We start from the raw sequence: 14,107 nt of genomic DNA, 5'->3' as shown, positions 1-14,107 counted from the left end.
TTTGAGCAGGCCCACATCGAACGATACTCAACTTTTTCCCCACTTATGCAGCAGCAACGACTTGATTTTGCACGGCAAAAGAAGGCGTCCAATGAAAGCGTCTCGAAGCATTGGAGTAAACTGAATCTAGGAGGCAAGCCATGAGTACTGCCGAGAGACCTGAATTCCATATCACTCCAGGAGCTTGGTTCCGTCAGGAACTGTTGTACCCCATCTTTGGACTTAGCACTGAGGCTGTACGCAAGTACCGCTCTAAGGGTTTATGGTTGGAAGGTAAGCATTGGCGGTGGGATCCAGCCAACGTCATCGTTTACAACCGGGCTGCGATCGAGCGCTGGATGGAAGGCAAACCGTGACAGATAAGATGCCGACAGGTGTTGAACTGAACGGTAAGCAGCTGCGGATCTGGTTCATGCTGCATGGCCAGCGGTGCCGGGAGCCATTGCCCGGCATCGCCAAGATCAACAAGGCTTCGATCGCTTATGCCGACAACAAGCGCCGGACGATCATCACCGAAATCAAGGAGGGACGGTTCGATTATGCCGCCCACTTTCCTGACTCCGAGCGCGCAGTAATCTACTCATCCGCTGGCGGCTCAAACCTGAAGCGCACCGTGAAGGAAGGTATTGATCGATGGCTGGAAGTTCAGCGCGCCTTGAAGGCATCAAGCACCGTAGTGAACTACGTGAGCAAGGCCGCACACGTCGACAAGAAATTCGGGAAGGCTCGTATTGTCGACATCAGCAAAAGCGACATTGAGCTGTTTCAGGCACAACTGCTTAAACAAGGCCTAGCCCCCAAGACGGTAAACGATATTTTCACGGTGGTACGCGGTGTTTGGGGCGACGCTTTCGGTGACGGGATCCTAAAGACCAACCCGCTAGACAGGGTTAGCAACGTCGGATCGGATGCGGACTCTGAGCATGCAGACCCGTTCAGTCGAGACGAGATCGAGCTGATTGGCAAAGCAGATCCAACGCGCCTATCTGATTCCAGGATGATTCTGTTCAACTGCTGGGCCGGGCTTTCCCTGTCCGAGATCATTGCGCTTGCCGTGGAAGATGTCGACTTAGATGCCCGCATCGTGCACGTACGTCGGGCGTTAGTGGTTGGCGAATTCAAAGTCCCTAAAGAACGCTCCAGGGTGCGCTCAGTGGAACTGATCGACCCCGCTTTTGAGCTGATGCGAGAGATTGTCTCTGCGGCCAAGGAGGCACCCACTGTTGAGATCAAGGTGATTCAGCGCGACAACATCACCTCGAAAAACCAGAAGGTCAGGTTTCTTTTCCGAAGCTCCACCAGTGGCTTGCTCTGGAACGGCAGAACATTGAGCAACTGGTTCACCGCCCATCTAAAAAAGGCAGAAGTCAGACACAGAGGTGCCAACCAATGCCGTCACACGTTCGCCAGCCAGATGCTCTCGAGCTATGTCCCAGTCGAATGGGTGGCTAGGCAGCTCGGACATGCGGACACAACGATGGTGAAAAAACATTATGGAAGGTGGATACCGAAGGACACCAAGAGTATGGCGGGCATCGTGTCGAAAATGCTGGGGTTTAGAGCGGACTAAAGCGGTATACAGGGAGTGATTTATGCCCTAGAAATGCCCTAAAGAATATGACAGAAACGAAAAAGCCCCTGAAATGTTTAACCATTTCAGGGGCTTAGTCTTGTTCAATAATGGCGGAGAGATAGGGATTCGAACCCTAGGTACCGGTGAAGGTACAACGGATTTCGAATCCGTCCCATTCGGCCACTCTGGCATCTCTCCAACGGCGCGCATCATAACAACACTTTCGCAGGAAGCGAACCCCCTAAGCGAAATATTTCTGTGCTATCAGATGCTTGCGTCGGTTAAAGCGGTACGCCCAGACGATTGGCGACTTCTTCGTAGGCTTCGATGACGTCACCGAGGCCCTGACGGAAGCGGTCCTTGTCCATTTTCTTGCCGGTGGCCTTGTCCCACAGACGGCAGCCGTCCGGGCTGAATTCGTCGCCCAGCACGATGGAGCCATCGTGGAACACGCCGAATTCCAGCTTGAAGTCGACCAGCAGCAGGCCGGCGTCGTCGAACAGCTTGCTCAGGACTTCGTTGACCTTGAGCGACAGCTCTTTCATGCGAACCAGTTGCTCGGCGGTGCCCCAACCAAAGGCCACGACGTGGGATTCGTTGATGAACGGGTCGCCCTTGGCGTCGTCCTTCAGGAACAGTTCGAAGGTGTAAGGGTTGAGCTTCATGCCCTCCTCGACACCCAGACGCTTGACCAGGCTGCCGGCAGCGTAGTTACGCACGACGCACTCGACCGGGATCATGTCGAGCTTCTTCACCAGGCATTCGTTGTCGCCCAGCAATTTGTCGAATTGGGTCGGCACGCCGGCCGCTTCGAGCTTCTGCATGATGAAGGCGTTGAACTTGTTGTTCACCATGCCTTTGCGGTCGAGCTGTTCGATACGCTTGCCATCGAACGCCGAGGTGTCGTTGCGAAACAGCAGGATCAAACGGTTAGCGTCGTCGGTCTTGTAAACCGACTTGGCTTTGCCGCGGTAGAGTTCTTCACGTTTTTCCATGATGGGCTCCGCTTGCTAAGTAGATGGGCTAGGCGATGTGACGCCAGTCGAGCCCTGAATCTTGATCGGCCAGTTGCAGCCAGTCCGGGTCGCACCCGAGGGTGTCGACAAAACATTGCCGGGCCAGCCGCGGCAGGTTGTTCTTACTGCTCAGATGGGCCAGGACCAGGTGTTGCAGGCCTTGCCAGCCCAACTCGGACACCAGGAATGCCGCCTGGTGGTTGTTCAAATGCCCCAGCTCACCGCCCACCCGTTGCTTGAGAAAGTACGGGTAGTGACCGCGAGCAAGCATGTCACGGCAGTGATTGGACTCGATCATCAACGCATCGAGGTCCCGATAGCCGTCCAGCACCTTGTCACAATACGACCCCAGGTCGGTCAACAGGCCAAAGCGCCGTAAACCGTCACTGAAAACATATTGCGTCGGTTCCTGTGCATCGTGGGCCACGGCAATGACACCGATGCTCAAGTCGCCGATTTGCAGCTGCTCGCCGCCGGCCAGAAAGCCTGCGGATTCAATCGGTTTGCGCATCCCGCGCAAGGTCCCGCGACTGAGGTAGACAGGCAGATTGTAACGCCGAGACAGCAAACCCACGCCATGCACGTGATCGGCATGTTCGTGGGTCACGAGTATCGCGCTCAACTGCGTAGGGTTCACACCCAGGCGCAGCAGGCGTTTTTCGGTTTCCCGCAGGGAAAAACCACAATCCACCAATACGTACGTATCAGCGCTGGCTATCAGCGTGCCGTTCCCTTGACTACCGCTGCCGAGAACGGCGAAACGCATAGGATCAGCCCAGGTTGTCCTGAATCTTGCTCAACACTTTACGCGCCACATCTGCCGGCGCCACGGTGTTGATGTTTTTCTCGACGGTGACCTGGACGTTCTCGCCAACCTTGCTCAGGCGAACCTGATAACGCTCGGCGCGAGCGTCAAGCTCTTCCTTGCTCGGCGCGCTGCCGAACAGGCTGCTGAAGAAGCCTGGCTTGTCGTCTTTGCTCTCGGCTTTTTCGGCCAGGTTGATGTAGTACAGGCCCAGGCTACGGTTGATGTCTTCAACACGCCATTCGCCTTGTTCCAGCGCACGACCGACGCTCGACCAGGCACGATCCAGGTCGGTGCCGACGTTCAGCACAGGGTTGCCGCTGCCGTCTTCACTCAGGCTGACACGGCTAGGCGCGTCGAAATCACGGGAAGCCAGCATGGAGACCGAACCGCCCTTCTCGGAGATACGGCTCATGCTCGCGAGCATGTCGTCGACCAGTGCCGCGTCCAGGCCAGTGTTGACCGAACGGTTGGTGAAGGCCACGTCAGCGGTGCTGCCGGCAGGACGCTCGGCGCTGACCACGTAGACTTCACTGGTGTTGCGCTGCACGCCCGGCTCGATGCGCACCCGCACGCGGGTTTCGCTGTCTGTGCTGACGCCGGCCGCGCTCAGGCGCTTGGCCATGGCCGCGGAAAGCTCATCGGAATGCTGCCAGGTCGTGGTGAATTCACCGGTTTGCGGACGCTGCTCATCCAGACGGAAACCGTTGTCCTGGAAGAACTGAACGGCTACAGGCCAGATTTCGGCCGGTGGATTTTGCGCCAGGATCGAGCGCGAATCACCGCTCTTCTGCAGGGAGTACGGACTGGCGTCGGCCCCAGCCGTCAATGGCTGCGGACGAGGAACGATGTATTCGCCCTTGACGGTGTCATCGGCCACGTTGCGCGGGATCGGCAACAGCGGATCCAGACGCTTGGCGGTACGGACATCCGTCGGTATTTGCATCGGTGCAGTCTGTTGCGCTTCCAGGTAATCGCTACCACGGTCACGGAAATAACCTTCCGGGCCCCAGATCCATCCGCAGCCACTGGTGCTGGAGATAATCAAGGCAAGTGCGGAAAGTCCGGCCATTCGCTTCATGCGTTGTACTTCCTCAATTAAACCAGGACGCCGCACTGGCGCAGGGCCGTGCGCAGCGTTTCGTGACAAGGTGTGCTCAGCCAGGTCAACGGCAGGCGAATGCCTTCGTGCATCAGGCCCATTTCAACCAAAGCCCACTTCACCGGAATCGGGTTGGCTTCGATGAACAGGTCCTTGTGCAGCGGCATCAGTTTTTCATTGATTGCCCGCGCAGTCTCGGCATCCCCCTTGAGGGCGGCCTCGCACAGGTCGGCCATTTCACGCGGCGCGACGTTGGCGGTGACGGAGATGTTGCCCTTGCCGCCCATCAGGATCAGTTCGACCGCGGTCGGATCATCGCCGGAAAGGACGATGAAGTCCTTGCTTACGCCGTCGAGGATGGCCTTGGCGCGCTTGAGGTCGCCAGTCGCTTCCTTGATACCGATGATGTTGGGCACGGTGGAAAGGCGGATCACGGTTTCGGCCTGCATATCGCAGGAGGTGCGGCCGGGAACGTTATAGAGAATCTGCGGGATGTCGACCGATTCGGCGATGTGCTTGAAGTGCAGGTACAGGCCTTCCTGGGTCGGCTTGTTGTAGTACGGCACTACCAGCAGGCAGGCATCGGCGCCGGCTTCCTTGGCATTACGGGTCAATTCGACGGCTTCGCGGGTCGAATTGGCGCCGGTACCGGCGATCACCGGAATACGACCGTTGACCTGCTTGACTACCGCCTTGATGACGGCGATATGTTCATCGACATCAAGGGTTGCCGATTCGCCGGTGGTGCCGACGGCGACAATGGCATGGGTGCCGTTTTCAAGGTGGAAGTCCACGAGTTTGCTGAGGCTGTCCCAGTCAAGACGCCCCTGTGCATCCATGGGTGTGACCAGTGCCACCATACTGCCCGCAATCATGAAACCGCTCCTGCCGGAAAAAGAGAGCCGTAATGGTACTGGCGCCAAGATGCTTGCACAAGCGAAGTACTGTGCTGCCGCCATTCCCCTTGGCGCCGGTTTTCGCTACCCTTCAGACTTTGATCGGTACAGACAAGCTCGTGCGTCGGGTTTCAGCCTCCATTTTCGGCATCACAAGCCCTGATCCAGCGTTGCCGCCTCTCGCTCCCGCCCTGCCGGAGCACGTCGCAACCTGCCGTCTGGGGTTTTCTGAATTCGCATCCGCAGGCTCGCCCCGGCAAAACGCCCTCTAGACGTACCGACCGCTCATCGCTTTAGGAATGCTGCATGTCCACCCCCACAGTTCGCGAACAATTCCTTGTTATCAGTGCCCTCGGCGCCAACCCCATGGAGCTGACCAACGTCCTGTGCCGCGCCAGCCATGAAAACCGCTGCGCCGTTGTCACCTCTCGCCTGACCCGCCATGGCGAATGCAGTGCCCTGGTGCTGGAAATCTCCGGTAGCTGGGATGCCCTGGCACGCCTGGAAGGCAGCCTGCCTGTATTGGCCAAGCGGCATGCGTTCACGGTCAACGTGGTGCGCAGTGCGGCCCTGGAAAACCGCCCCCAGGCGCTGCCGTACGTCGCTTATGTCAGCTCGGCCTACCGCTCGGACATCATCAACGAGCTGTGCCAGTTTTTCATGGACCACAATGTCGAACTGGAAAACCTGACCTGCGACACTTATCAGGCTCCACAGACCGGCGGCACCATGCTCAACGCCACGTTTACCGTGACCTTGCCGGCCGGCGTGCAAATCAGCTGGCTGCGCGATCAGTTCCTGGATTTTGCCGACGCGCTGAACCTCGATGCCCTGATCGAACCCTGGCGCCCACAGAACCCAATGTAAGGAAGCTTTCATGGCCGTTGCCATCGACCAACCGGTTGCCGATTTCGAAGCCCCCGCCACCAGCGGGCAGACCGTCAGCCTCGCCGGCCTGAAAGGCAAGCAGGTAGTGATCTACTTCTACCCCAAGGACAGCACTCCGGGCTGCACGACCGAGGGGCAGGGCTTTCGTGATCAATACGCTGCGTTCAAGGCCGCCAATACCGAAGTGTTCGGCGTGTCTCGCGACAGCCTGAAATCCCACGAGAACTTCAGGTGCAAACAGGAATTCCCCTTTGAGCTGATCAGCGACAAGGACGAAGCCATCTGCCAGTTGTTCGACGTGATCAAGCTGAAAAAGCTCTATGGCAAGGAATACATGGGCGTGGATCGCAGCACGTTCCTGATCGACGCCAACGGCGTGCTGCGCCAGGAATGGCGCGGCGTGAAGGTGCCGGGGCATGTTGATGCCGTTTTGGCGGCGGCTCAGGCACTGAACAAGGCCTGATTTTATCAGCGCCTGTGAGGGCGCTTTCGCGAGCAAGCCCGCTCCCACATTTAGACGGTGTTTTTCTAAACAACTCGGTCAACTGTGGGAGCGGGCTTGCTCGCGAAGAGGCCATCAGCCTCACTGAAAAATAAAGGCTGACCGCTAAAGCAGCGGCGCCACCTCTGGCTCCTTGCGCGGCCACGCATCCAGCACAGCCTTGAACAGCGTCGCCAGGGGAATCGCGAAGAACACCCCCCAGAACCCCCACAACCCGCCAAACAACAGCACTGCGCAGATGATCGCCACCGGGTGCAGGTTGACCGCCTCCGAGAACAGCAATGGCACCAGCACGTTGCCATCCAGCGTCTGAATGATCCCGTAGACCGCCATCAAGTAAATGAACTGATCGCTCCAGCCCCACTGGAACAGTGCAATCAGAAACACGGGCACGGTCACCACCACGGCGCCGACGTATGGCACCACCACCGAAATCCCCACCAGCAGAGCCAGCAGCGCCGCGTAGTTGAGTTCAAGAACAACAAAGGCGATGTAGGTCACGCCACCGCAAATAAAGATTTCGATGACCTTGCCACGAATGTAGTTGGCGATCTGCCGGTTCATTTCATGGGCGACCCGGGTGATCAACGCCCGCTCACGGGGCAGGTAACCGCGCACCCACTGGCCGATCATGGCCCGATCCTTGAGGAAGAAAAACACCAGGATCGGCACCAGTACCAGGTAGATCATGATGTTCACCAGCAATGGCAGACTCGACAGCGAGAACGTCAGTGCCCACTGGCCAAACTTGCCGATTTCGCCCCGCGCCGCCTCGATGGCCTGCAGCACTTGCTCATCGGACACCAGATGCGGATAGCGCTCGGGCAGCAGCAGCAACAGTGACTGCCACTTGGCAAGCATGCCGGGCAACTCGTTGAACAGGGTGATCAGTTGATGCCACAGCAACGGCACGACCACCACGATAAACACCAGCAACAGCCCCATGAACAACGCAAAGACCAACCCCACCGCGACCCCGCCCGGCACCCGCAGGCGCTCGAGGGTCACCACCAGCCCCTGCATCAGGTACGCCAGCACCATGCCCGCGAGCACCGGTGCCAGCATACCGCCCAGAGTCAGCACGGCTGTGAACGCCAGAAACAGCAGGACAGCCAGCACCACCGCTTCTTCATCGGAGAAATAGCGCTGAATCCAGTCGCGTAACACTTTGAACATCAATAATCCTTAGGAGCAAACGCAGCCGATTTCAGGCTTTTTTCAACCAATAGCGGTAAACACCCGCGTCATCTTCTTCACGAAGCAGGGTATGACCGGCCAATCGGGCAAAGGTGCGAAAGTCGCGCTGCGAACCCGCATCGGTGGCGATGACCTTGAGTACCGCACCACTGGCCAGCCGGTTGAGCTCCATCTTGGCCTTGAGCAACGGCAACGGGCAATTCAGGCCACTGGCGTCCAGTTCAACGTCATGCTCTACAGCGTCGGTCATTGCATCACTCCGGGTCAGGTGGTTGAGTTGCCTAGAATATCTGGTCGCAACGCCGGTGTCCGGCTACAGTAAGGTCTTTGTCGACTAAGGCTTTGTGCATGACATTTTTGCGCCCTACCCTGCTGACGCTCGCTTGCCTGCTCGCCTCACCGGGCTTCGCCGACGACCTGCCGTCACTCGGCGACGCCAGTTCTGCCATTGTCTCACCGCAACAGGAATACCAGCTCGGTCGCGCCTGGCTGGCCATGTTGCGCAGTCAGGTTTCGCAGCTCAACGATCCGCAACTCAAGGATTACGTGGAATCCAGCGTTTACCGACTGGTCGAAACCAGCCAGGTCACTGACCGGCGCCTGGAATTCATCCTGATCAACAGCCCGCAGCTCAACGCCTTTGCGGCGCCGGGCGGGATCGTCGGGGTGAACGGAGGTTTGTTCCTCAACGCCCAGACCGAAGGCGAATACGCTTCGGTAATGGCGCACGAATTGGCTCACTTGTCGCAGCGCCACTTTGCCCGGGGCGTCGAAGCGCAGCAACGCATGCAAGTCCCCATGATGGCCGCATTGCTGGCCGGTATCGTGATCGCAGCCGCGGGCGCCGGTGACGCCGGGATCGCGGCCATTGCCGGTACACAGGCAGCGGCCATTCAGGAACAGCGGCGATTCTCCCGCCAGAACGAACAGGAAGCCGACCGCATCGGCATTCTCAATCTGGAAAAGGCCGGTTATGACCCCCGGTCGATGCCCAGCATGTTCGAGCGACTGGGGCGTCAGTACCGCTACGATGCCAAGCCACCGGAATTCCTGCTGACTCACCCGGTCACCGAATCGCGTATCGCCGACACCCGCAACCGCGCCGAACAGGCGCCACAGGGCGGCATCGAAGACAGCATGCGCTATCAACTGATCCGCGCGCGCGTCCAGTTGATCTATGAAGAAACCCCGGGGCTCGGCGCCAAGCGCTTCCGCGCCCAGCTCGACGAAAACCCGAAAAACGACGTGGCGCGCTACGGCCTGGCAATTGCCCAGATCAAGGGCGGTCAACTGAACGAAGCACGGGAAAACCTCAAGCTGCTGCTGGCCAAGGCACCCAACGAGATCATCTACAACCTGGCTCAGGTCGACCTGGACATCACCAACAATCGCCTGCCGGACGCCCAGTCCCGGGTTGAGCGGTTGATGGCCCAGTACCCCGGCAACTACCCACTGAACCAGATGCGCGTCGACCTGCTGCTGAAGCAGAACCGTACTGCGGATGCGGAGAAAGCCCTCGAAGGCCTGCTCAAGTCGCGTCCGGATGATCCGGACGTGTGGTATCAGGTTGCCGAGACGCGCGGCCTGTCGGGCAACATCATCGGCCTGCATCAGGCTCGTGCCGAATACTTTGCACTGGTCGGCGACTACAAGCAGGCCATTCAGCAACTGGACTTCGCCAAACGCCGGGCAGGCAGCAACTTCCCGCTGTCTTCGCGGATCGACGCACGGCAACGCGAGCTGATGGAACAGGAGCGCATGATCAAGGACATGATGGGCTGACGCCCCGGCGACAAAAGGTCCGGACACAAAAAAACCGCCTCTTTCGAGGCGGTTTTTTACTCAACCAACAACCGGGTTATTCAGCCAGCTTGAAGGTGATGAAGCTCGCACGCCCCTGACGCAGGACCCGCATCGACACCGAGCGGTTCTTTGGCAGCGCCTTGGCGATGTCCGCGAACTCCTTGGTGGAACCGATGGCCTGGTTGTTCAGGTGAGTGATCACATCACCCGGCTGCAAGCCAATCAGAGCGGCAGGACCGTCCTGCACTTCCTTGATCAGCACGCCACCCTTGAGGTCGTAGGTTTTCTTCTGTTCGTCAGTCAGTTCGACCACGGAAACACCGAGGCGATTGCTGCTGCGCTCAATGCCGGATTTTGGCAGCGCATCCAGTTCCTTGCCTTCTTCCGGAATCGCGCCGACTGTCAATTCGACGTTCTTGCGCTTGCCGTCACGAATCACTTCCAGATCGGCCTTGGTGCCAGCCTTCAACGCGCCAACGAGATGCGGCAGGTCGGCCGACATGACGATTGGCTGACCGTTCATGCTCAGGATCACGTCGCCCACTTGCAGACCACCCTTGGCAGCCGGACCATCGTCCTGGATTTGGGCAACCAGCGCACCAGCCGGTTTCTCCAGACCGAACGACTCGGCCAGGTCCTTGCTCACTTCCTGAATCACGACGCCCAGCCAGCCACGGCTGACCTTGCCACCGGATTTCAGCTGATTGGAAACATCCATGGCCACGTCGATCGGAATTGCAAACGACACGCCCATGAAGCCACCGGAGCGGGTATAGATCTGCGAGTTGATCCCGACCACCTCACCGTTCAGGTTGAACAGCGGGCCACCGGAGTTACCCGGATTGATCGGCACGTCGGTCTGGATGAACGGCACATAGTTTTCATTCGGCAGGCTGCGACCGACGGCACTGACGATGCCTTGGGTCACTGTGTGGTCAAAGCCGAATGGCGAGCCAATCGCGACAACCCATTGGCCGGCCTTCAGGTCCTGGGATCTACCGAGCTTGAGCACGGGCAGATCCTTGCCTTCGATTTTCAGCAGCGCCACGTCGGAACGTGGATCGGTACCGATCAGCTTGGCTTTCATTTCGCTGCGATCCGCCAGGCGGACGAGGATTTCGTCAGCATCGGCGATCACGTGGTTGTTGGTCAGGATATAGCCATCGGAAGAGATGATGAAACCCGAGCCCAGGGAGGTCGCCTCGCGCTGACGGTCGCGAGGTGAGCGCGATTGTGGCGGCATGCCCCGTTCGAAGAATTCGCGCAGCATCGGCGGCAAGCCTTCGAGGTCGGGCATTTGCTGGCTGACTTTGCGATCCGGCAGCTTTTGCGTGGTACTGATGTTCACGACCGCAGGCGAGGCCTGTTCGACCAGTTGCGTAAAGTCAGGCAATTCGACCGCTTGGGCGGTGACCGCCTGACCGAGCACCAGCACGGTGGCAATAATGGAAAGGTAGGACTTCAAGCGAGGTATCGACATACGGCTCCCGTTACGACGAGCATGGTTAAGCGATATGGAGCAAGGAACACCGGGAACGATACGCCGGTATTTTTGTTCCGGGAACAACAAACAAGGTCAGAGCCGAGGGGCTCTGACCTATAAGAAATTTACGGGATTTTTGCAAATTGAAATGCTCACGAAACATTTCGAATTCAGCTCACTGCTTGGTTGCAGTGGCGTCGGTGCGCATCGAAAGCGCTATCCGTTCAGCAGTACCGACCGGTATCTCGCCGACGACGGTCACCATCATGTCGCCCTGTGCCGTGGCCAGGCGCCGGGAAACCGCAACGGTCGGGCCCAACTGAGTACGGGTGTCAGTGACTGTTGCGCCATTCAACGGCTCGAGGAATACCGAAAAGCGCGTCAGGCCATCGTCATACATCAGGCTGTTGACCTGGGTCTTGGTCTGCGGATCCTTGCGAGCGGTGCTGCTGGTCAGCACGAAGCCGGGCGGCAACCAGTCGGAACGCCAGACCTGGGCAGACTTGACGGCAGAAGCCTTGTCACTCTCGAGGTTGACTGGCTTGCAATCATTACTGGCCTGCAGGTCTTTTTCGGAAGGAACGTCAGCGGTATCCAGTTGCGTGAACTGGAAGCGCTCCAACAACCGCCCCTTGTCATCCAACAACAATGACTTCAGAGGCAGGCCAGTCTCTTTATCCAGATGCAGTTCAAAACCGTAGCGGTGCTGATCGCGGGGTGTCAGCGATACAATCACCGCCGAACGCCCGGCGACACGCGACTTGCCGATGACGGCGAGGTCATACCAATTCTTGAGCTTTTGCGGATCGAGTGCACGGGCAGCGGAGTTCGGGGAGTCCCCAAGCCCTGCTATCAGTGTGCCGCTGACGCATTGGGTTTGCCCATCAATGCGAACGACTTCCTGAGCGGACCCGTCGAGCTGGATCAATCGCTCGCGGACCTTTCCATCCTGGACGAGGTGCCAGATGTTATGGGTAGAAAAACTACCGTTACGCTCGTAGACGAAAGTACCCTGAAAGCTTTGCTGTTGCTCTGCCTGGCCCAGGCGGGTCAACCAGTCCTGGGCTTCATCGGCTTGGGCTGGAACGATGAACCAGCCGCCGAGCAGAAGCGAAAGTAGAGGTATGGCGCGCATGATCCTCCTTAACGGTTTTCCAGGCTTGCGGCACGAGCGTACGGCAGAGCGCTCTCAGTGCCTTTCAGTGCAGCCTGTTGTGCGTGTTGGCGCAAGTAACCTGGCAGACGCTGATCGTGCCAGCCTGGCTGACCTTGCAATACGCCGTTGGCCATTGGGCCGGTAGCATCCGAACTCTCATTGTAGCCTGCCAGAACGGCTGGGCCTTTTACTTGAGGAGCGGCCAGTCCTGGTTGACTGGATTGCTGGGCCAGTTCGACACCGGCGATCTCATCCTGGTTGTACAGACGCACACCGGCCAGCACCGCCAGGGTCACGGAAGCTGCGACCGCCAGACGACCCAGGCTGCGCCATGGACCACGGGAGGCTTTTGCCGGTACGGCTTCGTCAGCCAGGGCAGCAGAAACAGCCGCGGCGATGTCCAGGCGTGGAAGCAGCAGATCCTTGTGCATCACTGCCCGAGCGATCTGATAACGAGCCCAGGTATCACGGGTTTCAACATCGTCACAGGCATTCAATACCCGACGCAATTCCAATTCGTCCGCTTCGTTATCCATCACTGCGGACAGCGATTCCTGCAGGGCTTCACGACTCATGGCGTTCCTCTCTTGGCTGTCGCCGCTGTCTTTAGTTTTCCTGCAACAACGGCTGCAGGGCTTTGTCGATGGCCTCCCGGGCGCGGAAGATCCGGGAGCGCACGGTGCCTACCGGACACTGCATGACGCTCGCAATGTCCTCGTAACTCAGACCATCAAACTCACGTAAAGTTAAAGCCGTACGCAAATCTTCCGGCAGTTGCTGAATGGTTCGATGGACGGTGCCTTCGATCTCATCCCGCAGCAAAGCCCGCTCTGGCGACTCGAGATCCTTGAGGCCATGATCGCCATCGTAGAACTCTGCATCCTCGGAACTGACATCGCTATCCGGCGGCCGACGGCCGCGTGAAACCAGATAGTTTTTCGCCGTGTTGATGGCGATGCGGTAAAGCCACGTATAAAACGCGCTGTCTCCGCGAAAATTTCCAAGTGCACGGTATGCCTTGATAAAGGCTTCTTGTGCCACATCCTGGGCTTCATGGGTGTCGTGCACGAAACGCACGATCAACCCGAGAATTTTGTGCTGGTATTTCAGCACTAGCAGATCGAAAGCACGCTTGTCGCCGCGCTGAACGCGTTCGACCAGTTGCTGATCCTCTTCCTGGGTTAGCATGAACACTCCTCGATGAGCTCGGAGGAGGCTTGCAGAAGTAAACCACCAGACTTGCAAACATAGACTCGGGCTTTTCGCAAAAGTTCTCCCCCTCCAGGCAAGTTTCCTGCGGGCTCTGATTTGGCACGCACGAAAAGCGCAGCACGAGTTGACCCGGCTGCGCGGATAATCTTGTCATCGGATTCTTCAGCAAGGATCGAACTGCAATCCCGCACTGAAACCGACACTGTCCCTTGTTTCAGGCAACCTTCTATTGATCTTGGCCCTTTGGCAAAAGTTCCAAATATTTATAGCCGTGCCAACCCGACATTGTGCAACCGTGAAGGGAAAAAGACTGTTAAATCGGCGATACAGTCATTCTCGCGCCCAACGGGCAAAAAAACATCCGACGAAGCGTCCGATATTTTGCGTCACGGTAGTTTCACAATGCCATGCTAGCTCGGGTATTGTGCCGCTCCCCCCCTCTATATACTAGTGGGCTGTGCGGCTGCATTGACT

General features: G+C 58.2%; 15 protein-coding genes and 1 tRNA gene. 5 read left to right on the top strand and 11 right to left on the bottom strand.

The genetic code is table 11. The features are described 5' to 3' along the window. The first annotated feature begins 140 nt into the window (after positions 1-140). Entirely contained in the window at positions 141-356 is a 216-nt protein-coding gene (gene xisR / locus AC3IP0_RS07035; protein WP_489326998.1) for an excisionase family protein, read from the top strand. Further along, complete coding sequence (locus tag AC3IP0_RS07030) at positions 353-1,570, top strand: Arm DNA-binding domain-containing protein (protein ID WP_489326997.1); 1,218 nt, start codon at positions 353-355, stop codon at positions 1,568-1,570. Before xisR ends, AC3IP0_RS07030 begins: the two co-directional genes overlap by 4 nt. A gap of 111 nt (positions 1,571-1,681) precedes the next feature. Here AC3IP0_RS07030 and AC3IP0_RS07025 read toward each other — a convergent pair. From AC3IP0_RS07025 to dapA, 5 genes are all read right to left on the bottom strand, one after another. Continuing rightward, positions 1,682-1,771 (bottom strand) — tRNA-Ser (locus tag AC3IP0_RS07025). 83 nt (positions 1,772-1,854) lie between these two features. Continuing rightward, on the bottom strand, positions 1,855-2,568 hold the full coding sequence (purC, locus tag AC3IP0_RS07020) for a phosphoribosylaminoimidazolesuccinocarboxamide synthase (protein ID WP_007944067.1): 714 nt from the start codon (positions 2,566-2,568) through the stop codon (positions 1,855-1,857). 28 nt (positions 2,569-2,596) lie between these two features. Continuing rightward, positions 2,597-3,355, bottom strand: coding sequence for an MBL fold metallo-hydrolase (locus AC3IP0_RS07015; RefSeq protein WP_489326996.1), 759 nt, complete (start codon positions 3,353-3,355; stop codon positions 2,597-2,599). A 4-nt stretch (positions 3,356-3,359) separates the two neighbouring features. Continuing rightward, positions 3,360-4,475 carry an NlpB/DapX family lipoprotein gene (gene bamC / locus AC3IP0_RS07010; protein ID WP_489326994.1) on the bottom strand — a complete coding sequence of 372 codons (1,116 nt, stop codon included), beginning with the start codon at positions 4,473-4,475 and terminating at the stop codon, positions 3,360-3,362. 17 nt (positions 4,476-4,492) lie between these two features. Next, positions 4,493-5,371 carry a 4-hydroxy-tetrahydrodipicolinate synthase gene (gene dapA, locus AC3IP0_RS07005; protein ID WP_056720657.1) on the bottom strand — a complete coding sequence of 293 codons (879 nt, stop codon included), beginning with the start codon at positions 5,369-5,371 and terminating at the stop codon, positions 4,493-4,495. A gap of 327 nt (positions 5,372-5,698) precedes the next feature. On the opposite strand from dapA, the gene AC3IP0_RS07000 reads away from it, so the two are divergent. Beyond that, positions 5,699-6,259, top strand: coding sequence for a glycine cleavage system transcriptional repressor (locus AC3IP0_RS07000; protein ID WP_007979776.1), 561 nt, complete (start codon positions 5,699-5,701; stop codon positions 6,257-6,259). Positions 6,260-6,269: 10 nt separating this feature from the next. Next, entirely contained in the window at positions 6,270-6,743 is a 474-nt protein-coding gene (locus AC3IP0_RS06995) for a peroxiredoxin (RefSeq protein WP_489326993.1), read from the top strand. Between the two features lie 144 nt (positions 6,744-6,887). Here the strand turns inward: AC3IP0_RS06995 and AC3IP0_RS06990 are convergent, their stop codons facing one another. After that, positions 6,888-7,958 carry an AI-2E family transporter gene (locus tag AC3IP0_RS06990; RefSeq protein ID WP_057716019.1) on the bottom strand — a complete coding sequence of 357 codons (1,071 nt, stop codon included), beginning with the start codon at positions 7,956-7,958 and terminating at the stop codon, positions 6,888-6,890. 31 nt (positions 7,959-7,989) lie between these two features. Further along, the gene (locus AC3IP0_RS06985) at positions 7,990-8,229 is read right to left on the bottom strand and encodes a sulfurtransferase TusA family protein (protein ID WP_007996208.1); all 240 of its coding nucleotides are present in this window, start codon (positions 8,227-8,229) and stop codon (positions 7,990-7,992) included. A gap of 98 nt (positions 8,230-8,327) precedes the next feature. Between AC3IP0_RS06985 and AC3IP0_RS06980 the strand changes: the two genes are divergently transcribed. After that, positions 8,328-9,761 carry a M48 family metalloprotease gene (locus tag AC3IP0_RS06980; protein WP_489318731.1) on the top strand — a complete coding sequence of 478 codons (1,434 nt, stop codon included), beginning with the start codon at positions 8,328-8,330 and terminating at the stop codon, positions 9,759-9,761. A 76-nt stretch (positions 9,762-9,837) separates the two neighbouring features. Here the strand turns inward: AC3IP0_RS06980 and AC3IP0_RS06975 are convergent, their stop codons facing one another. The 4 genes from AC3IP0_RS06975 to rpoE form a co-directional block, all read right to left on the bottom strand. Continuing rightward, the gene (locus AC3IP0_RS06975; RefSeq protein ID WP_489326991.1) at positions 9,838-11,262 is read right to left on the bottom strand and encodes a DegQ family serine endoprotease; all 1,425 of its coding nucleotides are present in this window, start codon (positions 11,260-11,262) and stop codon (positions 9,838-9,840) included. Positions 11,263-11,440: 178 nt separating this feature from the next. After that, positions 11,441-12,400: a MucB/RseB C-terminal domain-containing protein gene (locus tag AC3IP0_RS06970; protein WP_489326990.1), complete on the bottom strand. Its 960-nt coding sequence runs from the start codon at positions 12,398-12,400 to the stop codon at positions 11,441-11,443. An 8-nt stretch (positions 12,401-12,408) separates the two neighbouring features. Next, the gene (locus AC3IP0_RS06965) at positions 12,409-12,996 is read right to left on the bottom strand and encodes a sigma-E factor negative regulatory protein (RefSeq protein ID WP_489318728.1); all 588 of its coding nucleotides are present in this window, start codon (positions 12,994-12,996) and stop codon (positions 12,409-12,411) included. Positions 12,997-13,027: 31 nt separating this feature from the next. After that, a complete protein-coding gene (gene rpoE, locus AC3IP0_RS06960; RefSeq protein ID WP_003172477.1) occupies positions 13,028-13,609 on the bottom strand; it encodes an RNA polymerase sigma factor RpoE/AlgU in 582 nt (193 codons plus the stop codon). Positions 13,610-14,107 lie beyond the last annotated feature (498 nt).

The sequence above is a fragment of the Pseudomonas sp. GL_103 genome (assembly GCF_057835175.1).
Note: the sequence above shows the minus strand (reverse complement) of the source record. Positions and strands in the feature narration are given on the sequence as shown.